The following is a 20,279-nucleotide window of genomic DNA, read 5'->3' as shown; positions in this document are numbered from 1 at the left end:
TCAAGGCGTTACCTGCGCCCCAAATCCTCCAAAATCGGGCAATCTGGCCGCCCGTCGCCTGCACAGGTCGCCACCAGATGGCTCAATGTGCCGCGCATCGCCTGCAAATCTGCAATCTTGCGATCAATCTCATTGAGGTTCTTCTGCGCAACCCGCTTCACGTCCGCGCTCGCACGGCCCTGATCCTCGTAAAGCGCCAGCAGAGTGCGACAGTCCTCAATCGAAAATCCCAGCCCGCGCGCACGTCCCAGAAAGGCCAGCTTGTGCAGGTCTTTCTCCCCAAAGCTGCGATAGCCATTGTCCCCCCGCGCCGGGGTCACAAAGCCAATGTCTTCATAATACCGAATGGTTTTTGCTGGCAGTCCAGACCGCTTGGCGACTTCTCCGATATTCATCACACATCCTTCTTCCATAATGGTGGCTGTATCCGGCGCAACCTCAGCGCGTTTGAGAGAACAAACACACTCGACAGAGCCATCGCCCCCGCGCCCAGCATGGGGGACAGCGCCGGTCCACCAAAAGGCACCAGCACACCTGCCGCCACCGGGATCAGCGCCACATTGTAGCCAAAAGCCCAGAAAAGATTCTGTCCGATATTGCGGATCACCTGACGGCTACAATCAAACGCCGTCACCACGCCGCTCACATCTCCCGACATCAACACAACATCCGCGGATTCAATCGCAACATCCGTGCCCGTGCCAATGGCAATGCCCACGTCTGCCGCCGCCAAGGCCGGCGCATCATTGATGCCATCCCCCACAAAGGCAACCGCGCCAAACTCCGCGCGCAATGTCTCAAGCGCGTCCACTTTTCCGGCAGGCAAGACATCCGCCACAACATGATCCACCCCCAGCGTTTTTGCCAGGGCCTGCGCCGTTTGCGCGCGATCCCCACTTATCATGGCCACCTTCAAACCTTGGTCGCGCAAGGCCGCAACCGCCGCCTGCGCGCCGTCTTTGACCGGATCTGCAACAGCCATCACCGCTGCCAACACCCCATCAATCGCCACAAAAATCGGCGTTTTTCCCGCTTCGGCAAGCCTGTCGGCCTGCGGCGCAAGCGCAGCAACCGCCACGTCGCAGGCAACCATGTAACGCGTTGCACCAACATGCACCTGCTGCCCGGCCACTGTAGCAGCGGCGCCCATACCGATTTCGGCATGAAAGCCAGACGCCTGCGGCAGCGTCAGCCCCCGCTCCTGCGCCGCCAGCATCAGTGCACGTGCCACCGGATGTTCCGAGTGTGCTTCCACAGCTGCCACAGCCGTCAGAACCAGCGCCTCATCAAAGCCCTCAGCGACTTGCAAATCCGTCAAGGCTGGCGCGCCCTTGGTCAGCGTGCCGGTCTTGTCAAACGCCACCACCTGACAGTCACGCAGAGACTGCAACGCATCACCTTTGCGAAACAAGACGCCAAGCTGCGCCGCACGCCCTGTGCCCACCATGATCGACGTTGGCGTGGCCAACCCCATGGCACAGGGGCAAGCAATGATCAGCACGGCAACAGCAGCCACCACCGCCGGGCCAAAGCTCGGCTGCGGCCCCAGAACAAGCCAGACAAGGAAGGTCAAACAGGCCACCGACATCACAGCGGGCACAAAGATTGCCGTGATCTTATCAACCCGTGCCTGTATCGGCAGCTTCGTGCCCTGCGCCTCCCGCACCATCGCAATAATCTGCGCCAGCATGGTCTCCGCACCAATTTTCTCCGCCTCAAAGCGCAGGCTGCCCTGTCCATTGATCGTCCCCGCCACAACCTGCGCATCGGCTGTCTTCAACACGGGTACTGGCTCACCAGAAATCATGCTTTCATCCACATAGGATTGCCCATCCAGCACGCGCCCATCCACCGCAACCCGCTCACCGGGCCGCAGATGCAGCACGTCACCAGAGGCCACCTCCTCAATCGAAAGCTCTGTGATCTCACCCTTGCGCTCCACGCGCGCCACACGCGGCTGCAAGCCGATCAACTGCCGTATTGCCTCCCCCGTGCGCCCCTTTGCCCGCGCCTCCATCCAGCGCCCTGACAGGATCAACACCACAATCACCGCGGCGGCTTCAAAATAAACATGCGCCGCGCCCACCGGCAAAAGCTGCGGGGCAAAGGTCGACACCACGGAGAAAAGATAGGCCGCACTGGTGCCCACCGCGACCAGAGAATTCATCTCAGGCGCGCCCTTAAGCAGAGCTGGAAAGCCTTTGACATAAAACTGCCGCCCCGGCCCGATCAGCAACAGCGTGGTCAGGATAAACTGCATCACATGCAGCTGCGTCACGCCAAATGTCCCCATCAGCCAGTGATGAAACGGCGGCACAAGATGCCCCCCCATTTCCACACAAAACACCGGAAAGGCCAGCACCGCCGCCACCAAAACATCACGCCGTAACTTGGCCGCTTCATCTGCCTTGCGATCCACCACAGGCGCCCCGCTCTGTTGCGGGCGCGCCGGATAGCCCGCCTTGGTGCTCAAGGCCGCAATCTGGCTTGGCGTCACAGACCCCTCCAGATAGCGCACCGTCGCCGTCTCAGCCGCAAAATTGATCGCCGCCTCCAACACGCCCTGACCTGCGGACAAAGCCGCCTCAGCCCGGCGCACACATCCCGCACAGCTCATGCCGGACACATCCATGGTCACACTGGCCTCCCGCGCCGGATAGCCTGCGGCCTGCAAGGCAGACACCAGCTTATCCGCAGACAGCGCCTCGGCCTCCACCCTTGCCGTCTCATCTGCGAGGTTCACATGCGCGTTGCGTACCCCCTCCGTGGCCGCTAAAGCTTTCTCAGCACGCGAGACACATCCGGCACAATTCAGGCCATCAATTTGAAACGTCAGTGTTTGCATCGGTCTTTCAATCCATCCGTCACCCCGCGAGTCTCCCTGTGAGTCTCTGTTGGGTGCTCGCCCTCTATAAAGGTTCCAGCAAGTGGAAGGTCAAGCACAGCACGCCACATCAGCACGTTGGATGTCTGCGCATGGGAGCGGAAAGCCGCTGCCAAGACGTTTTTGGAAGGCGACCCGGACAGCAACTTTGCCGATGTGCTGCGCGGAAAGATCAATCCAACTCCAAAATCCGGACATCAGGAGACAGTGGAAAACCACATCAACGCCTTCGCTTAAAAAATTGTTTTACAATGACTTTTAGACATACTTAAATCAAATCCACCGCACCACGTCATGGGCGCGGTAGATTTTGCCAAAGGAAGATCAGCCATGCGCCACCTCTTGCTCTGCATCGCCGCCCTCATGCCTATCATGCTTGCCGCGGCCCCCTTGCCAGAGGCCGATGCACACTTCCCAGAACAAGATATGGCCGAAGTCAAACTCGGCCAGTTTCTGTTTTATGATCCGATCCTCTCGGGCAACAAAACCGTTTCCTGTGCCAGCTGCCATCACCCGGATCTCGGCACATCCGACGGCCTGTCTCTGGGGCTGGGGGATGGGGCCACGGGGCTGGGACTGCAGCGCAAGATTGATCCACAAAACCCACCAGAACAGCGCATCCCCCGCCATGCCCCCGCGCTCTGGAACCTCGGTGCGACCGAGTTCACAGTCTTCTTTCACGATGGCCGGCTTGAAGATGATCCCAGCCGCCCCTCCGGCATTCGCACACCACTGGGGTCTGAAATGGAAATGGGCTTTGACAACGCGCTCTCTGCGCAGGCCATGTTCCCCGTCCTCTCCCCTGATGAAATGGCCGGGCATTACTCCGAAAACGATGTCAGCCAGGCCGTGCGCCTTGGGCAGCTCACCGGGCCCGGCGGAGCCTGGGACATCCTGGCGCAGCGCGTGGCCGCCATCCCCGCCTATCGCAACGCGTTCGACGACGTGATCGGCGCGCAGGCCCCGATCAAATTCCACGACATCGCCAACGCCATGGCCGCCTTCATTGCCTTTGAATGGCGCGCCAACGCTTCCGCCTTTGACGCCTTCCTGCGCGAAGAAACCCCACTGTCAGAAGAGGCACTTGTGGGCATGGAGCTATTTTATGGCAAGGCGCAGTGCAGCAGTTGTCACGCCGGGCAGTTTCAGACGGATCATAGCTTTCATGCCATTGCCATGCCACAGATCGGCCCGGGCAAAGCCGCACGGTTTGAGCGCCACAACCGCGATGTGGGCCGAGGGCGCGTCACCGGGGCGGAGGAGGATTTCTACCGCTTCCGCACGCCCTCCTTGCGCAATGTCACGCAAACCGCCCCCTATGGGCACAGCGGAGCTTACACGCGCCTTGAAGATGTGGTGCGCCACCACCTTGATCCGGTCCCGGCGCTGCTCACCTATGAGGCCGATCAATCCACATTCTCGGATGGGAATTTTAATAGCGACTTCATTGTGTTAGATCGCAAAATTGACGTCCTGCAAATCGCCGGAGCCAATGAGTTGCCAGCGATCGACCTCACTGATCAGGAGGTCAACGACATCATCGCCTTTCTCGAAACCCTTACAGATTACGATGCGCTCAAAGGCCGTTTTGGCGTACCTGATGCCGTGCCTTCGGGCCTGCCCTTGGATGGGATCGAGGCTCAGTAGCGCCGCGCCAAGACCACCCCCTCTCGCTCAAACCGCAGACGCTGACCGATCTTTAGAACTTTGGGTGATGGAACTACAGGCCGCGTTCCTGCGAGAAAAAACAGCAAACTGGTCGGCACTGTGGATATGAAAGACGTGACCGATGATGACCTCCTTGGCATGATTATTCTGGGCAAAAAGCCGGAAGGCGTGCCTGTTCAGGAGTAACTTAATTCGGTAAACGAATTTTCGAAGCACAATGGAAGAAAGCACCTCACGCATGACCTATCTCGTTGGCGACATCGGCGGCACGAATACCCGTCTCGCATTGGCAGATGTCACTGGCGTCCAGCCCGCCTCTGTGATGCGAGCCAGCAATGACGCCTACGAGAGTTTTGATGCGGTGCTGTCGTCCTATCTGCAAAAAACAGACCCCGATAGCCTTGCCGGGGTCTGTATCGCTATCGCTGGCCCGGTGCAGGCCGGCAAAGGCACCCTGACCAATCGCAATTGGTCTCTGGATGTGGACAGTCTGCGCGCACAGGCGCGCGCCCCGCATGCAGAGCTGATCAATGATCTCTCTGCGCTTGGCTACGCCCTTGCACGTGTGTCAACCGAACATGTATTTGGCTCCCATCAAGGAGCCACCAACGGGCAACGGCTTGTTGTCGGCATGGGAACAGGTTTCAACGTAAGCCCCACTCGGGCCACGGCCTCCGGCGTGACCGCTATGGAATCCGAACTCGGCCATGCAGAATTGCCGTATTCCGTGAGCCAACTTCTGCAAGACGCGCTCGGCGCCGCGGCGCAGCCCTTCAACACCTATGAAGACTGTTTCTCCGGCAGAGGGCTGGAGCGCCTGCATGACGCCGTGTGCGGTGAGAAACAGGATGGCAAATCCATCATGGAGAGCTTCGCCGCCGAGCAACCTGACGCTCAGCGCACTGTCCTTCTCTTTGCCCGTGCACTCGGGCGCATGACCCAATCCGTCATTCATCAGTTCATGCCACGCGATGGCATCGCCTTTGCAGGATCTGCCTCCCGCGGCATCCTGACGTCAAAAGCTTTGCCCGCCTTTGTCGAGGAACTGACCGCAGATCATCATGGCATCGTCGACGCCCATCACTTCCCGATCAGCTTGATCACAGAAGACGTGGCCGCGCTCGAGGGGTGCCTGCAGTATCTGTCGCAAACCAGCTAACGCCAGAGACGGGCTGTTTGGCCAAAAACACTGACGAAGCGCTGGAATTAGGCCGCCACCGGGTTGACGCCAAAAGCTCTCAAATGATCCCAGAAAGCCTGCACCCCCACAGAGCTCGTACCGCTTTTCTTCACCGCACAAATATTCCAGATCACCGGCGTGTGCATCTCAATTACCTTCAGCCGCCCAGCGGCAACAAACTCCGCAAGAGTTTCCTCCATCGCGCCCAGAACATAGCGCCCAGTCAACGCCATATCGATCAGGAAGCTGTAGTCATCGCTCTCAATTTGCGGCAGCGCGTTCACCTTGTCCTGCGCGTCCTGATCCCCTCCGAGCAACTTGATGAACGTATTGCGCCAATGCCTGTGCAAATGGCCGGAGGCCAACGGATAGCTCACCACATCCGCAATGCTACAGGCTCCGAGATCGTGAATGGGATGATCCGGCGTCGCCACAAACATCACACTGCGCTTCTCCATCATGAGAATATCGACATTCTCCGCCTCCGGCGTATGGGTCAGATCTCCGATGAAAATATCAATATCGCCGCTCAGCAACCCTTCCAGCGGTGCCACGCGCGCGTTCACATCAAGATAGAAAGCAAGCTCTGGGATCTCTTCCACCACCCGCTTCAGGACAGGTGCCACCACAGTCCGTGTGGTCAATGGCCCACATCCGACCCGCAAGCGGCGCCCCTTGCCATCGCGCAACAAATCGACATCACGGGTAAATCGCCCAATATCTTCGCGCAACGCTCGCGCGATGGGCAAAAACGCCTGCCCCGCATCCGTCAACTTACAATTGTTGCGATTTCGGTGAAACAACACCAATCCTGATTGCGCTTCCGCCTGTGCGATATAGCGTGACAACGAGGCGTTCGAGACCCCCATCCGGCGTGCAGCCTCTTGAAAACTATTGGCTTCTGCCAAATGGAAAAAAGCGGCTAAGGCAGTCTCGTTCAACATGGGCGTCTCAGTTTCATCATCTGGTGAGAAATTTTCAGATCATGAAACGAAAGTAAACCGCTCTTGTGAAAATGCCCCACTGCTCACTACTATTCGCGTTATTGGAGAAGTCTATTCAAGCAACCTTCGTAGAAAGATAAGATATGTCGAAAACACATGCATTTATGCTATCAATAACAACGACGATCGCATCTGTAGGCATTGCCGCCCCTGCGTTTGCACAAGACAGTCAACAACCCAATATTCTCGTGATTATGGCCGATGATGTCGGCTGGGCCAGCCTCGGCAGCTATCATCAGGGCGTCAAAAGCATTCAAACACCCAATCTTGATCAGCTGGCCGCAGAAGGCGCGCGCTTCACCGACTACTATGCACAGCCCAGCTGCACCGCGGGCCGCTCTGCCTTCATCACCGGCCAGTATCCGGTGCGCACAGGCATGCACACTGTCGGTCTGCCCGGCGACCCTGTAGGCCTCAATGAAAACGATCCAACCCTTGCCAATATGCTCAAAGGTCTTGGCTACACGACAGGCCAATTTGGCAAAAACCACCTTGGCGACCTGAACAAATTCCTGCCCACCATGAAGGGCTTTGATGAATATTGGGGCTGGCTCTACCATCTCAATGCCATGGAATACACCACCGATCCGGATTGGCCGGACGACCCCGAATTCGCCAATCAGTTTGGCCCGCGCAACATCATCCACGCCTATGCCACAGACACTGTGGATAAAACCGTAGAGCCGCGCTGGGGCATGGTTGGGAAACAACGCATCGAAGACGACGGCGCTGCGCCGCCGGAACGACAAAAGACGCTCGACGACGAAGTCACCACTCACACCATCAACTTCATTGACCGCGCTGTGGAAAGCGACACGCCATTTTTTGTTTGGATGGCCCCTGCCCGCGCCCACGTCTGGACTCACCTGAGCCCGGAATATGAAGCCATGCTCGGAGACGGGCGCGGGCTTCAGGATGTGGTCATGAAGGAACTTGATGACAACGTCGGCAAGGTGCTCGCTCATCTGGATGATCTCGGCGTCAGTGACAACACCATTGTGGTGTTCACCTCTGACAACGGCCCTGAGACCATGACATGGCCAGATGGCGGCACCACCCCATTCCACGGCGAGAAAGGCACCACTTGGGAAGGTGGCTTCCGCGTGCCTGCGATCATCCGCTGGCCCGGCCAGATCGCTGAAGGTCAGGTCCTGAACGGTATTTTTGACGGCATGGACTGGATGCCCACTCTCGTCGCCGCCGCTGGGGGCCCAGAAGATCTGCCCGCCGCCCTGCTCGACGGATACCAAGGCTATCAGGTGCATCTGGATGGCTACAACCAACTGCCCTACCTGACCGGTGACACGGACAGTCAGCGCAAAGAGATTGTCTATTATGAAGGCACTGATCTACAGGCCGTGCGCTACAATGACTGGAAAGCCCATTTTGTGGTTCAGGAAAAAGGTTGGGCAGGCCCCAAGGAAGAACTGAACGCGCCATTGCTGTTTAATCTGCGGCGCGACCCCTATGAAAAAGCGGCCGAAGAGTCCGGCATGTACACCCGTTGGATGGGCAACAAGATGTGGGCCTTCGGGCCTGCGGCACGCCTCGTGCAGTCCCATCTGTCCACCTTTGCTGATTTCCCGCCACGTGGCGCGGCATTGGGCAACGAGGCGCATGTGCAGGAACAGGTCACAACGGAAGGTGGCATATCTCAATAGAGACCCGACGACGAGGGCATCATCCCAGTCTTCTCGTCATAAGCCACTGTCAAAGGCGTAGCCCCTCGGCTGCGCCTTTGGCTTTTTCAAAGACATAAACGCCCTTTATAAATAAATCGCATATTTTCTCATCAATTATTTAGAATAATATCAGCAACACGACGCAAATCACTCCCATAGACGTGATAAAGATACATTCAAAAATCACTTTCAATAGAATTGTATAAATCCTGCCAATCCCATGCTGATTTAGGAGACCACACCATGTCGGAAATGGTACAACGTATCGTGAACAGTGAAGCCCGCCGGAATGCTCGCGGTGAATTAGTGGTTTACGCTTTGCGCCCAGAAGATGGAGGGGGGAGATATGAAGTTGCGGGCATAAACGAACGCTACCACTCTGAAAAAGCGGCCGAGCTTAAAGCCCTGATCGAGGCCGGACATCCAATCCAAGCAGAACGAGAAGCTGTAAGATACATTAAAGAATACACAAATACTTCAGGAGCTATTTCAGAAAATCCGGGCCTATCCTACAATCTCCGAGACTGCGCTTGGAATAGAGGCCCTACAGGTGCAATCAAAATCTTACAAGGTGCCTTGGAGGTTGCTACTGACGGCCACTTCGGCCCAATCTCACAAGCGGCTCTCACCCAAGCTTCCAGAGACTTTACAGCTTTACTCCAGAGTATTCGCACATCGCGCGAGAACTATGAACGCACTCGCGGCCGAGACGAATCCTCGATTTTTTGGAACGGGCTAAAGAAACGCTGGAATCGTGTCTTGACCGAGGGAATTTCTTACAATGACGGAACAATCGAGCTCGTGCCGGTCATGTAAACAATACAAGACGATTGTCTTCCTAGCCTTTTTTGCCCTGACTGGCTGTGCTTTTTCAAAAACCGCAGATGATGGAACAACTAGGGTAGTTGGATTTGTGGCAATGAAATTTGCCACAAATCCAGAAATAAATGCATGCGCTAATGGCTTCTCCATGAAAACCTTCGGCGCATCAACCTTAGTGACTCCCGAAGCAACAACGATAAACCTAGGATATCAAACACACAAAATCATCCGACTTAAGAACGACTGTTTAATAATTGGCGACCCATTATTATAGGTAAGTTAAAATGAGAGTTTTTACACCACTTCTATTGGCAACTGTACTTTGTGCTTGCGTCAGCAAGGATAAACTCACCTTTGCGACATCAACCGAAATTGCTTTGAGCGCAGACCCTGCTATCGGTCAAGTCAATATAGGATACGATAGAACAGAAGCAGTTGTGACACCCAATAGTGCGGAAACAGGAGCCGTGCCATCAGTCATTGCCAGCCTGAACTCAAACAACAACCCCTTTAAACCCAGAGTCGATCAAGTGTTTGCAACAGGCAGATCCGCAGAGTTGGCAAGCGGTGCTGAAAATTCACCTAATAATGAGCAGTCAGAAACACTCGAAAAGGCCTCAGAGCGTGACCTTCTCGTCTTCACAACATCCAGCAATATTGGCTTGAATACATCTTTTGATGGCACGCAATTGCCAAATATCGCGTTTGGATACAAAAGACGGGAAGCGGCCGTAATTCCGCTTGATCCGCAAGAGATGGATGTCGCTGCAACCTCATCTGTCTTTGCCTCACTTTCCGTTAACGGCAAGGCGTCAAGCGTGGACAACACCCAGCTTACCGTTCGCCAGTTCATGGCAACTGGAAAGGCCGCCGAGGGGTTGGCTGGCTCCGACTGTGTCAAAACGGGCTTTAAAGAACAAGCGGCCAGCGCTGCGACCCCTATCGATATAAAAGCAACTCAAGCCGCCGCGGACTCCGACAGCGATGTATTTACACAACGAATTGCTGCATGCGCGAATTAAAGAATTGCGCAAACGGGAATTCCGAAACCAAACAAGAGCCTCTTTGTCCTCACAAGATATGGCGTTTCCCTCAATCAGAGGCCGCTCAGATCAACACAAACTCACCATAGTGCTCACACCAAAAGGGCGCGACCAAAGCCGCGCCCTTTCAATCTCATGCGTCTAAGATCACGTCAGATCAAAGCGATCCGCATCCATAACCTTGCACCAAGCGGCCACAAAATCCTGCACCAGCTTGGCTTCCCCATCTGCCTGACCATAGACTTCCGCCACGGCCCGCAGCTGCGAGTTTGACCCAAAGACCAGATCCACACGGGTCGCAGTCCACTTCACCTCACCAGAGGCGCGGTGCGTGCCCTCATAGATCCCTTCGCCAGCGTGGCTCCAGTCATTGGCCATATCCAGCACATTGACAAAGAAGTCATTGCTGAGCGTGCCAACCCGATCGGTGAAGACACCATGCTTGCTGTTGCCATGATTGGCGCCCAGCACACGCAGGCCACCCACCAATGCGGTCATTTCCGGCGCGGTCAGCGTCAGCAATTGAGCCTTGTCCACAAGCAGCTCTTCTGGCGACACAGTGTATTGCGCCTTCTGATAGTTGCGGAACCCATCGGCCTGTGGCTCCAGCATGCCGACACTTTCCACATCGGTCATCTCCTGGGTCGCATCCCCACGACCCAGGGAGACCGGCACGGAGACGTCATGCCCTGCGTCCAGAGCCGCCTTCTCCACCGCCGCAGCACCGGCAATCACGATCAGATCCGCCGTGCTGACAGGCTTGCCAAATTCCGCTTTCACCTCTTCCAGCTTGCCCAGAACCCGCGCCAACTCTTCTGGCTCGTTGGCGGCCCAGTCCTTCTGCGGTGCCAAACGCACACGGGCCCCATTGGCCCCGCCGCGCATGTCGCTGCCACGGAAGGTGGAGGCCGACGCCCAGGCAGTTTTCACCAGATCACTCACCGACAGGCCAGAGCCGATCACAGCAGCCTTGAGTGCGGCCACATCATCCTCAGACAGAGCAGTTTCGCTGGCCGGAACCACATCCTGCCAGATCAGCTCTTCGGCAGGCACTTCTTCGCCCAGATACCGCGCACGTGGGCCCATATCGCGGTGGGTCAGCTTGAACCAGGCGCGTGCAAAGGCATCGGCAAACTCTTCGGGGTTCTCATGGAACCGCTTGGAGATCGGGCCATAGATCGGATCCAGACGCATTGCCATATCGGCGGTGGTCATCATGGTCTTCACCTTTTTGCTGGCGTCATGTGCCGCCGGGGCCATGTCTTCTTCTTTGACATCAATTGGCTCCCAGATCCACGCGCCCGCCGGGCTCTTGGTCAGGTTCCACTCATAGCCAAACAGCAGATCAAAAAAGCCATTGTCCCACTGGATCGGGTTCGCCGTCCACGCGCCCTCAATACCAGAGGTCGTGGTGTCATCCCCTTTGCCGGTACCGTGTTTGTTGATCCAGCCAAGACCCATGGTCTCAATCGACGCCGCTTCTGGCTCTGGTCCCACCAATTCAGGATTGCCCGCGCCATGCGCCTTGCCAAAGGTGTGCCCCCCAGCGACCAGCGCCACGGTTTCCTCATCATTCATCGCCATCCGCGCAAAAGTCTCACGAATGTCACGCCCAGAGGCCAGCACATCCGGCTGCCCATCCGGACCTTCCGGGTTCACATAGATCAGACCCATCTGCACAGCCGCGAGTGGGTTCTCCAGATCACGCTCCCCGCTGTAACGCGAGTTGTCTGCTTCAGAGCTTGCAAGCCACTCCGCTTCCGCCCCCCAATAGACATCCTCTTCCGGCTCCCAGACATCGGCCCGGCCACCGGCAAAGCCAAAGGTGGTGCCGCCCATGCTCTCAATCGCCACGTTGCCCGCGAGGATATAGAGGTCCGCCCAGCTGATCTGATTGCCGTATTTCTGCTTGATCGGCCACAACAGACGGCGCGCTTTGTCGAGGTTGCCATTGTCAGGCCAAGAGTTCAGCGGCGCAAAACGCTGCTGCCCGGTGCCGCCACCACCACGGCCATCTGCCGTGCGGTAAGTCCCTGCAGAGTGCCACGCCAAACGGATGAAGAGCCCACCGTAGTGCCCATAATCCGCAGGCCACCAATCCTGACTGTCCGTCATCAACGCGGTCAGATCCGCCTTCAGCCCCTTGTAATCCAGATTTTGAAACGCTTCCGCATAGTCAAAGGCGGCGCCCATTGGGTCGGACTTGGCAGAATTCTGATGCAGAATGCGCAGGTTCAGCTGATTGGGCCACCAATCCCGGTTGCCCCGTGTTTTGTTGCTCACGGCACCATGCATCACCGGGCAGCCGCCTGCTTTGATATCTCCGTCCATATCGTCCTCCTGTCAGATAGATGGGTCTGTCGATTGTCTGGAACAATTCTAAACACGGGCTACCCATAAACAGAAGTTGCATTTTTTAATCACTGCGATAATCAAAACCTATGACAAATCTGACCCTGCGCCAGCTCCGCTACTTCGAAGCCCTCGCCCAACATCAACACTTCGGTCGTGCCGCCGACGCCTGCGCCATTTCGCAGCCTGCCTTGTCCGTGCAAATCAAAGAGTTGGAAGAAGATCTCGGCCTCCCCCTGTTTGAGCGCACCGCTCGACAGGTCCGCCTCACGGCCTTTGGCGAAGACATGGCCAGTCGTGTCCGCGACGTGCTGCGCGGGGTTGATGAAATTGGCGAAATGGCGCGCATGGCGCAATCTGGCATGGTGGGGCGTCTGCGCCTTGGTGTGATCCCAACAATTGCCCCTTACCTGCTGCCCCGCTTCCTGCGCCAGCTGCGCGTGGATTTTCCCGATCTGGAACTGCACGTGCGTGAAACCATGACAGCCAACCTGATTGAAGAGCTGCGCCGTGGCCGTATTGACGCCGCCATCGTCGCACTCCCGGTCTCAGAACCCACATTTGAGGAAATGCCACTGCTGTCTGAAAGCTTTGTGCTGGTCCGCCCAAAGTCCGAAGCAGACGCCCCTGTGCCCGCGCCTGAGCATCTGGAACGCGAACGCCTCCTGCTGCTGGAAGAGGGCCACTGCTTTCGCGATCAGGCCCTGTCGTTCTGCGGCATGCCTACCGCCCGCCCCCATGAAGGGCTGGATGGCTCCTCACTGTCCACGCTTGTGCAAATGGTCGGCGCAGGCCTTGGCGTGACTTTGATCCCCGAAATGGCCGTGCCCATAGAAACCCCCTCCGCAGAAGTCACCGTGGCACATTTCAAAGGTCGCGAGCCCAACCGCAAAATCGGCCTGATCTGGCGCAAAAGCAGCCCTTTGGGGCCGCAATTGCAAAGGATTGGCTACACCGTGCAGACGAGTGCGGTGAGGCAGCCACCATCTGTCATCTCCCAAGACTCAAATTGATCTCAGCTCAGGGCACTCTCACGCGCCTAATCAGATCGAGATACACCGCTCCTCGGATGCTCAAACCGAAGCAATTCACGAGAAGGGTTCTGGTATTGCTCAGCAAGCGACGAAACACTCTGGGTATTCTGTACGCTTTGATCACCTGTCTCAACCTCCCCCGATCCGTTGGAAGTGTCAGACACCCCCTGTACATGAGATGTCGGGCCGTTCTGTTCTGTCATAGCGTCAAACCCTCCATCAGGTAACGTAGTAACCCTGTGTTCATTATCCAGAATATAGTGCTGGCTGCAAAGGAATACGACGCATACCTAAAATTCTCATGCGCCCTCCGCACGATCTTTTCATTTTCTGTTTGATCCTCATCAGTCTTGATCGCAAGGATGCCAAGCACCTGATACGCCTTAAGATGCTGATTATTATCAACAAAACTTCGAACTATTTGCCCGCCACTTTTGGTCAAACGCCAATCGCCACTCGGGATCATCACGCGAATGCAAAACAAATTGCATGCGACAAATCCCAAGATTGCCAAGGCTGTGACAAAACTTGCAACAAATGAGCCAGTAATTTCTACGAAAAGCGCAGAGGACAGAGCATTGATCGTGATCAGAAATGACGCCCTGAGCCGAACAGACTGAACCTCCTGATACTGCTCAGTAATCGAGTCATCGCCCGTTTTGAGCGCATATTTCGCTATCTCAAGGAGGTCCTTTTCACCCACAACAGTCACCCATCAACGCATAACACAAACTATGGCGCATATTGGAGCCGCCACGTACTGCATCTGTCAAGCTCCGCCCCCCCTAAAATACATCAAGATCGGCGCGGCCTATAGCCGAGAAGCACTCTGCCCTCCCCCAACTTTCCCCTAGCTTTCCCCCCATATTCCGCCATGGTGCTCCCATGCGCATGATCATCACATTCTCGGCCCTGTTCCTCTCGGTCATCCTGCTGCAGCTCAGCTCCGGCGGTGTGGGGCCATTGGATGCGCTCTCCGGCATCGCTCTGGGCTTTACCACGGAACAGATCGGCCTTTTAGGATCGGCGCATTTTCTTGGCTTCTTCATCGGCTGCTGGTGGTCGCCCCGCCTCATGGGCAGCGTCGGGCACTCCCGCGCCTTTGCCACATTCACCGCCCTTGGGGCCATGGGGCTGCTGGGCCATTTCATTTTCGTGGATCCTATCGCATGGGCCGTTATGCGCATCGCCTCTGGCCTCTGCGTGGCAGGCTGTTTCACGGTTGTGGAAGCCTGGCTGCAATCCAAGGTCACCAATGAAACCCGCGGCCGCGCCATGGGTACCTACCGCGTGGTCGATATGGTCGCCTCACTGGCCGCACAGCTGGTGATCAGCGTTTTAGAGCCCGCCTCTTATGTGTCCTACAACCTTCTCGCCCTGCTCTGCTGTGCGGCGCTCCTGCCGATCACCTTGACCACCTCGCCACAGCCCAAAACCCCAGACGCCCCCCGCCTGCGTCCCAGACTGGCCTATGAGCGCTCCCCACTTGCCGTCGCGGGCGTGATTGTGGCCGCGCTCAGCTCTGCCTCCTTCCGCATGGTCGGCCCGGTCTATGGCACCGAGGTGGGGCTGGCCGTGGGGCAAATCGCATGGTTCCTCGCGGCCTTTGTGCTGGGCGGGGCCATGGCCCAATATCCGGTCGGCTGGCTCGCCGATAAATTTGACCGGCGCTGGGTGCTGATCTGGCTGTCTGCCGCCGCTGTCGTGAGCTGCGCCACAACTGTGACTCTCGGCGGTGGCAACACGGCCATGGTCATGCTGAATGCAGGCTTCTTTGGTTTCACCTCTTTCCCGATCTACTCCGTCGCCGCTGCCCACGCGAACGACTTTGCCACCTCTGAGGAACGGGTGGAGCTTTCAGCAGCGCTGATGTTTTTCTTCGCCGTCGGCGCCATCGGTACGCCGCTCTTTGCCTCAGGCCTGATTGAGCGATTTGGCCCTGCTGCGCTGTTCATCATGATTGCCGCCGGGCATGCGCTTCTGATCGTCTTTGGTCTCACCCGTATGCTGGCCCGCCCAACAGTCGCCGACCGGACCCGTTATGTCTACGCGCCGCGCACCTCTTTCACCGTGGGTCGCATCACCAAACGCCAGCGCGAAGCCCCCACGCGAACCGATGAGAGCAAAGATTAACGCCACAATCGGCGTGAAAATGACACCGCCGCGTCACCGACGCAAAACAGACGGGATACCGACAGGATACCGACGCGTCATTTTCAGGTTAATACCGCCGCCACAAGGCCGCTTTCAATTCCCCTGTTAATTCCACTGTGGAATTGCCCCGCCCTTTGAGCTAATTGGGGCCAAACAGTTAAGGAACACTCAAAATGGCGCGCCATCTGATCACCTCGGCCTTGCCGTATATCAACGGCATCAAACACCTCGGCAACCTGGTTGGCAGCCAGCTGCCCGCCGATCTGTTTGCCCGCTACATGCGCGCGCGCGGCCACGAAGTTCTGTTTCTCTGCGCCACGGATGAGCACGGCACCCCTGCTGAATTGGCAGCGGCCAAAGCCGGCAAAGACGTGGCGGATTACTGCGCCGAAATGCATGACGTGCAGGCCAAAATCGCCGAGGGTTTCCGCCTCAGCTTTGATCACTATGGCCGCTCGTCCAGCCCACAGAACCACGCGCTGACCCAACATTTCGCAGGCCGCCTGGCCGAGATGGGCCTGATCCGCGAAGTCACTGAAAAGATGGTTTATTCCAACGCGGATGGACGCTTCCTGCCAGACCGCTACATCGAGGGCACCTGCCCCAACTGTGGCTTTGACAGCGCGCGCGGCGACCAATGTGACAACTGCACCAAACAGCTCGATCCAACCGATCTGATCAACCCTTATTCCACCATCTCCGGCTCCACCGATCTGGAAGAGCGCGAGACCAAACATCTCTTCCTGTGTCAGTCGCAAATGCGCGACACCCTGCAGGCCTGGATTGACAGCAAGACAGACTGGCCCGTGCTGACCACCTCGATCGCCAACAAGTGGCTCAACGACGGTGACGGCCTTCAGGATCGCGGTATTACGCGCGATCTGGACTGGGGTGTGCCAGTTAAGAAAGGCGGCGCAGACTGGCCCGGCATGGAAGGCAAAGTCTTCTACGTCTGGTTTGACGCCCCCATCGAATACATCGCCTGCGCCCAGGAGTGGGTCGATGCCGGCAAAGGCAACGATTGGGAACGCTGGTGGCGCACCGACAAAGGTGCAGACGACGTGACCTACACCCAGTTCATGGGTAAGGATAACGTCCCCTTCCACACGCTGTCTTTCCCGGCCACCATTCTCGGCTCTGAGGAGCCTTGGAAGGCGGTAGATTACATCAAGTCTTTCAACTACTTGAACTATGACGGCGGCCAGTTCTCCACCTCACGTGGACGCGGTGTTTTCATGGATCAGGCGCTGGAAATCCTGCCGTCTGACTATTGGCGCTGGTGGCTGCTGAGCCATGCCCCGGAAAGCTCTGACAGCGAATTCACTTGGGAGAACTTCCAGCAATCCGTGAACAAAGACCTCGCCGACGTGCTTGGCAACTTTGTCAGCCGAGTCACCAAATTCTGCCGCTCAAAATTTGGCGAAGAGATCCCCGCAGGCGGCGCGCTCGGCGAAACCGAAACCGCTCTGATCAACGAACTCACCACCCGTCTGCGGGCCTATGAAGACCATATGGCGGATATGGAAGTGCGCAAATCCGCTCAGGAATTGCGTGCCATTTGGGTTGCGGGCAATGAATACCTGCAAACGGCAGCGCCATGGTCCACATTCAAAGAGGATCCTGAAAAAGCCGCGGCTCAAATTCGCCTCGCGCTCAACCTGATCCGATTCTATGCTGTTGTTTCTGCGCCGTTTATTCCGGATGCCTCCGCCCAGCTCATGGCAGCGATGCACACAGACGACACCAGCTGGCCCGAAGATGTCGCAACCGCGCTGGAAACCCTCGCGCCCGACCATGCCTTCACAGTGCCGGATGTCACCTTCCGCAAAATCTCTGATGACGAACGCGAAGAGTGGCAGGAAAAATTCGCAGGCAAACGCGAAAGCTGATCCCCTTCCAAAGGCGCTGCACCACCGCAGCGCCTTTTTTCTGACCAGAGCATGGTTTTCTCCAAAACAGCTGGATCGAAACTGACATAGATCAACATCGCGGCAGAGCACGTGGGCTATGGCTTCGGCGACTTTGAAAAATGTGCTAAACTGTCCGCACATCACAAGGAGAACGCCTTATGGAAGCTTTCCTGAATATCATCTGGAGCCTAATCGAAGCCGTCCCACCGGTCATCATGGCCTCCATAATGTTGCTTGGCCTCAGCGCGATCGCAGCAACCCTTCTGTGTCTTATCGTAGCAGCCGTGACGATGCGCAAAGAGCGAAAGCACGCATAAGCCAGTTGCGATTCCTGTGATGCCCGCATAAGAAAATACGGGCATGTGCATTTGCGGAGCGCCCATGCTCTCCCGACTTTGCCAGTCAGCCCGCATGCTGCGGTCAAAATCCACCTGCTTTTGGTCAAAACGGCCATACTGCCGCCAGCCTTAACGGTCGCTCTGAATCGCCCGAAAACTCTTCATATTAAATGCCTTACTGGGATTTTTTTTAGTGGTACCCGCGGCAGGAACCACTCTCAGTTAACACTGACAAACAAAAACAAACATCATTTTACACCTAGAAACACATATTGCCTTATTTTGTGTGGAATTACACTAAACTCTGTTGTGTGATGTGCATGATGTTAAACGTTGTTGGCCAGACAAAATGAGGGGCCAAATTAGGGTTGAGGGGCCACGCACATGCTGAACAAGCTGACAGACCGCCGGATCAAAGCGATCAAGGACTTACCGAATGGAAAAACAAAGCACCCTTCCCCGATGGCGGCGGTCTCTTTCTGCTCGTTCGTTCAAGCGCCAAGGGCGGGGTGCGGAAAAGCTGGATCTTTCGGTACTCCCTGAACAAGAAACGATCTGACCTTGGCATGGGATCATATCCGACTGTCTCACTGTCAGAAGCTCGCACCATGCGGGACAGGTACAAAAAGGCTCTATCCGCTGGGCAAGACCCTAAAGCCGTCAAAGACGTTGAAATGAGCGAAGCACTGGCCGTATCCAGAGCAGCAGCCAATGTGCCAACTCTTGAGAGCATGAGACATCAGGCGTTTGAGGCGATCAGAGCAACACTGAAAGAGAGCGCGGCCCACCGCTGGATGACACCTCTGCGTCTTTACGTTCACCCGACAATCGGCAATGTGCCAATCACCCAGATCGACCAGCACGTACTGCATGACTGCCTCAAGCCTGTGTGGCGCACCAAGCACCCAAGCGCGGTGAAAGCCCTTCGCCGCGTCAACATCGCCCTAAAACACGCCACAGCGGCTGGCCTCGACGTTGACCTGCAGGCCGCACAGAAAGCCAAAATCATTCTCGGAGAGGTGGATCACGAGGAAGTAGGACGGCCATCGCTGCACTACAGGGATGCCCCACACTTCTATGCTCAATTGCCCAACGATGGCGCGGCGCTGCTGCTGAAAGCGTTGATGCTGACCGGCGTTCGCTCTGCTGAAATGCGCCTAGCCAGGATCGAAAAGATCGAATGGAACGAGGCCATATTAACCAGCCCGCGCGAGATCGTGAAGGGCCGGAAACGGACCACGAAAGACAATCGGATTGCCTTGTCCAGCGAGGCCGTGCGGGTTTTGCGATGCGCGGCAGGTGACCGCACAGAAGGCCATATCTTCCGCAACATCCAGCGCAGCGCCTATTCCGACAATGCCGTGTCCAAGCTGATGCGGGACAGTAATTGGCTGAAAGAGCGCGAGATTAAAGCCACTCCGCACGGCATGCGCTCCACCTTCAAAGCGTTCATCCTTGAGCGTCACCACGAGATCCCACCGCACATCGTTGAACTGGTCCTGTCCCACACCATCGAAAACAAGGTTGGCGCTGCATACACCCGCACCGACCAAATCGAACAACAACGGTGCGCTCTGGAGCGTTGGGGGCGCTTCCTTTGCGGCGACAAGACCCCTGTGATCGACTAATTCAGCCCAGATGAAAAAAATTTGAGGCTCAATAAACGTTATTTTGCAATAAACGGGACAAACGATGCATTTGCGAGGCGAACGAAAACTCGTTCGGAACAATGACTTTCACTAAAGCAGAGGGCAAGGTATCTTTTTTCCAGCATAACAATTTGTAATTTTCCATTATTTTCATATGCTTGGTGAAAATTTAAGGGGGTTGTGTCGTAGAGTTTACTGCTGTTTTTTGATGTCAAATCAGACACAAAACAACGGAGACACACTATGAGCGCCCCCCTCAATACACCAAAGAAACGGTTCACCGTGGCTGAGGTCGCGAAGGATTTCGGTATCTCCAACATGACTGTCTATCGGGCGATCCGTGACGGCAAACTCAAGACCGACCGCTTCGGCCAGCAGCACCGCATCACGCAGGCTCAGATCGACGCATGGGGCTTCACGTCGGTATTGACGTGCTCCCCTTAGAGTCCTCACTTTGAGGTTAGCCTGTTCTGACCCAGCCCCTTGATCCGGGCCGTTTGGATGTAGAATCCGTTCCTGTTTCTTTCTTGTGATTAGGTTGCGGTCAAGGCCTGCTGAG

The 20,279-nt window shown here is 56.6% G+C and carries 15 protein-coding genes and 2 pseudogenes; 12 read left to right on the top strand and 5 right to left on the bottom strand.

What is annotated here, in order from left to right; genetic code table 11:
- Positions 1–8 precede the first annotated feature (8 nt).
- Together cueR and SHM7688_RS06570 are read right to left on the bottom strand one after the other, a co-directional pair.
- On the bottom strand, positions 9–395 hold the full coding sequence (gene cueR / locus SHM7688_RS06575) for a Cu(I)-responsive transcriptional regulator (protein WP_058239145.1): 387 nt from the start codon (positions 393–395) through the stop codon (positions 9–11).
- Positions 395–2,845: a heavy metal translocating P-type ATPase gene (locus SHM7688_RS06570; protein WP_058239144.1), complete on the bottom strand. Its 2,451-nt coding sequence runs from the start codon at positions 2,843–2,845 to the stop codon at positions 395–397. The genes cueR and SHM7688_RS06570 overlap by 1 nt, the downstream gene beginning before the upstream one ends.
- A gap of 369 nt (positions 2,846–3,214) precedes the next feature.
- Between SHM7688_RS06570 and SHM7688_RS06565 the strand changes: the two genes are divergently transcribed.
- The 3 genes and pseudogenes from SHM7688_RS06565 to SHM7688_RS06560 all read left to right on the top strand — a co-directional run bounded on the left by SHM7688_RS06565 (position 3,215) and on the right by SHM7688_RS06560 (position 5,711).
- Positions 3,215–4,531, top strand: coding sequence for a cytochrome-c peroxidase (locus SHM7688_RS06565; RefSeq protein ID WP_058239206.1), 1,317 nt, complete (start codon positions 3,215–3,217; stop codon positions 4,529–4,531).
- A gap of 96 nt (positions 4,532–4,627) precedes the next feature.
- A pseudogene (locus tag SHM7688_RS19580) lies at positions 4,628–4,738 on the top strand (sugar ABC transporter ATP-binding protein); the annotation flags it as partial.
- A 52-nt stretch (positions 4,739–4,790) separates the two neighbouring features.
- Entirely contained in the window at positions 4,791–5,711 is a 921-nt protein-coding gene (locus SHM7688_RS06560; RefSeq protein WP_158500670.1) for a glucokinase, read from the top strand.
- A gap of 47 nt (positions 5,712–5,758) precedes the next feature.
- Here SHM7688_RS06560 and SHM7688_RS06555 read toward each other — a convergent pair whose 3' ends face one another.
- Positions 5,759–6,676: a LysR family transcriptional regulator gene (locus SHM7688_RS06555; protein ID WP_058239142.1), complete on the bottom strand. Its 918-nt coding sequence runs from the start codon at positions 6,674–6,676 to the stop codon at positions 5,759–5,761.
- Between the two features lie 143 nt (positions 6,677–6,819).
- On the opposite strand from SHM7688_RS06555, the gene SHM7688_RS06550 reads away from it, so the two are divergent.
- From SHM7688_RS06550 to SHM7688_RS06540, 3 genes are all read left to right on the top strand, one after another.
- Positions 6,820–8,397 (top strand): arylsulfatase, encoded by a 1,578-nt coding sequence (locus SHM7688_RS06550; RefSeq protein WP_058239141.1) that lies wholly within the window; start codon positions 6,820–6,822, stop codon positions 8,395–8,397.
- A gap of 264 nt (positions 8,398–8,661) precedes the next feature.
- Positions 8,662–9,234, top strand: coding sequence for a lysozyme family protein (locus tag SHM7688_RS06545; protein ID WP_058239140.1), 573 nt, complete (start codon positions 8,662–8,664; stop codon positions 9,232–9,234).
- A 290-nt stretch (positions 9,235–9,524) separates the two neighbouring features.
- Positions 9,525–10,262, top strand: a complete 738-nt coding sequence (locus tag SHM7688_RS06540; protein WP_144432509.1) for a hypothetical protein — start codon at positions 9,525–9,527, stop codon at positions 10,260–10,262.
- Between the two features lie 168 nt (positions 10,263–10,430).
- On the opposite strand, the gene katG is transcribed toward SHM7688_RS06540, so the two are convergent.
- Positions 10,431–12,614, bottom strand: coding sequence for a catalase/peroxidase HPI (gene katG / locus SHM7688_RS06535; RefSeq protein ID WP_058239138.1), 2,184 nt, complete (start codon positions 12,612–12,614; stop codon positions 10,431–10,433).
- Between the two features lie 110 nt (positions 12,615–12,724).
- Here katG and SHM7688_RS06530 point away from each other — a divergent pair, with 110 nt between their 5' ends.
- Positions 12,725–13,648 (top strand): hydrogen peroxide-inducible genes activator, encoded by a 924-nt coding sequence (locus SHM7688_RS06530; protein WP_058239137.1) that lies wholly within the window; start codon positions 12,725–12,727, stop codon positions 13,646–13,648.
- A 220-nt stretch (positions 13,649–13,868) separates the two neighbouring features.
- Here SHM7688_RS06530 and SHM7688_RS06525 read toward each other — a convergent pair whose 3' ends face one another.
- Positions 13,869–14,372 (bottom strand): hypothetical protein, encoded by a 504-nt coding sequence (locus tag SHM7688_RS06525; RefSeq protein ID WP_058239136.1) that lies wholly within the window; start codon positions 14,370–14,372, stop codon positions 13,869–13,871.
- Positions 14,373–14,554: 182 nt separating this feature from the next.
- Here SHM7688_RS06525 and SHM7688_RS06520 point away from each other — a divergent pair, with 182 nt between their 5' ends.
- The 5 genes and pseudogenes from SHM7688_RS06520 (at position 14,555) to SHM7688_RS06505 (ending at position 20,164) form a co-directional block, all read left to right on the top strand.
- The gene (locus SHM7688_RS06520) at positions 14,555–15,802 is read left to right on the top strand and encodes an MFS transporter (RefSeq protein WP_058239135.1); all 1,248 of its coding nucleotides are present in this window, start codon (positions 14,555–14,557) and stop codon (positions 15,800–15,802) included.
- 194 nt (positions 15,803–15,996) lie between these two features.
- Positions 15,997–17,712 (top strand): methionine--tRNA ligase, encoded by a 1,716-nt coding sequence (gene metG, locus SHM7688_RS06515; RefSeq protein ID WP_058239134.1) that lies wholly within the window; start codon positions 15,997–15,999, stop codon positions 17,710–17,712.
- A 727-nt stretch (positions 17,713–18,439) separates the two neighbouring features.
- Positions 18,440–18,727, top strand: a pseudogene (locus SHM7688_RS20225) (Arm DNA-binding domain-containing protein); the annotation flags it as partial.
- An 18-nt stretch (positions 18,728–18,745) separates the two neighbouring features.
- Positions 18,746–19,699 (top strand): tyrosine-type recombinase/integrase, encoded by a 954-nt coding sequence (locus SHM7688_RS06510; RefSeq protein WP_058239133.1) that lies wholly within the window; start codon positions 18,746–18,748, stop codon positions 19,697–19,699.
- 264 nt (positions 19,700–19,963) lie between these two features.
- Positions 19,964–20,164 carry a helix-turn-helix domain-containing protein gene (locus SHM7688_RS06505; protein ID WP_058239132.1) on the top strand — a complete coding sequence of 67 codons (201 nt, stop codon included), beginning with the start codon at positions 19,964–19,966 and terminating at the stop codon, positions 20,162–20,164.
- The last annotated feature ends 115 nt before the right edge of the window (positions 20,165–20,279 follow it).

The sequence above is a fragment of the Shimia marina genome, assembly GCF_001458175.1.
GTDB classification, from domain to species: Bacteria; Pseudomonadota; Alphaproteobacteria; order Rhodobacterales; family Rhodobacteraceae; genus Shimia; species Shimia marina.
The sequence above is the reverse complement of the archived record's forward strand: the minus strand, read 5'-3'. Positions and strand labels throughout refer to the sequence as shown.

Excerpts from the sequence above, each read along its gene's own strand:
- cueR (WP_058239145.1), bottom strand. The coding sequence starts at position 395 with ATGAATATCGGAGAAGTCGCCAAGCGGTCTGGACTGCCAGCAAAAACC.
- SHM7688_RS06570 (WP_058239144.1), bottom strand. The coding sequence starts at position 2,845 with ATGCAAACACTGACGTTTCAAATTGATGGCCTGAATTGTGCCGGATGT.
- SHM7688_RS06565 (WP_058239206.1), top strand. The coding sequence starts at position 3,215 with ATGCGCCACCTCTTGCTCTGCATCGCCGCCCTCATGCCTATCATGCTT.
- SHM7688_RS06560 (WP_158500670.1), top strand. The coding sequence starts at position 4,791 with ATGACCTATCTCGTTGGCGACATCGGCGGCACGAATACCCGTCTCGCA.
- SHM7688_RS06555 (WP_058239142.1), bottom strand. The coding sequence starts at position 6,676 with ATGTTGAACGAGACTGCCTTAGCCGCTTTTTTCCATTTGGCAGAAGCC.
- SHM7688_RS06550 (WP_058239141.1), top strand. The coding sequence starts at position 6,820 with ATGTCGAAAACACATGCATTTATGCTATCAATAACAACGACGATCGCA.
- SHM7688_RS06545 (WP_058239140.1), top strand. The coding sequence starts at position 8,662 with ATGTCGGAAATGGTACAACGTATCGTGAACAGTGAAGCCCGCCGGAAT.
- SHM7688_RS06540 (WP_144432509.1), top strand. The coding sequence starts at position 9,525 with ATGAGAGTTTTTACACCACTTCTATTGGCAACTGTACTTTGTGCTTGC.
- katG (WP_058239138.1), bottom strand. The coding sequence starts at position 12,614 with ATGGACGGAGATATCAAAGCAGGCGGCTGCCCGGTGATGCATGGTGCC.
- SHM7688_RS06530 (WP_058239137.1), top strand. The coding sequence starts at position 12,725 with ATGACAAATCTGACCCTGCGCCAGCTCCGCTACTTCGAAGCCCTCGCC.
- SHM7688_RS06520 (WP_058239135.1), top strand. The coding sequence starts at position 14,555 with ATGCGCATGATCATCACATTCTCGGCCCTGTTCCTCTCGGTCATCCTG.
- metG (WP_058239134.1), top strand. The coding sequence starts at position 15,997 with ATGGCGCGCCATCTGATCACCTCGGCCTTGCCGTATATCAACGGCATC.
- SHM7688_RS06510 (WP_058239133.1), top strand. The coding sequence starts at position 18,746 with ATGAGCGAAGCACTGGCCGTATCCAGAGCAGCAGCCAATGTGCCAACT.
- SHM7688_RS06505 (WP_058239132.1), top strand. The coding sequence starts at position 19,964 with ATGAGCGCCCCCCTCAATACACCAAAGAAACGGTTCACCGTGGCTGAG.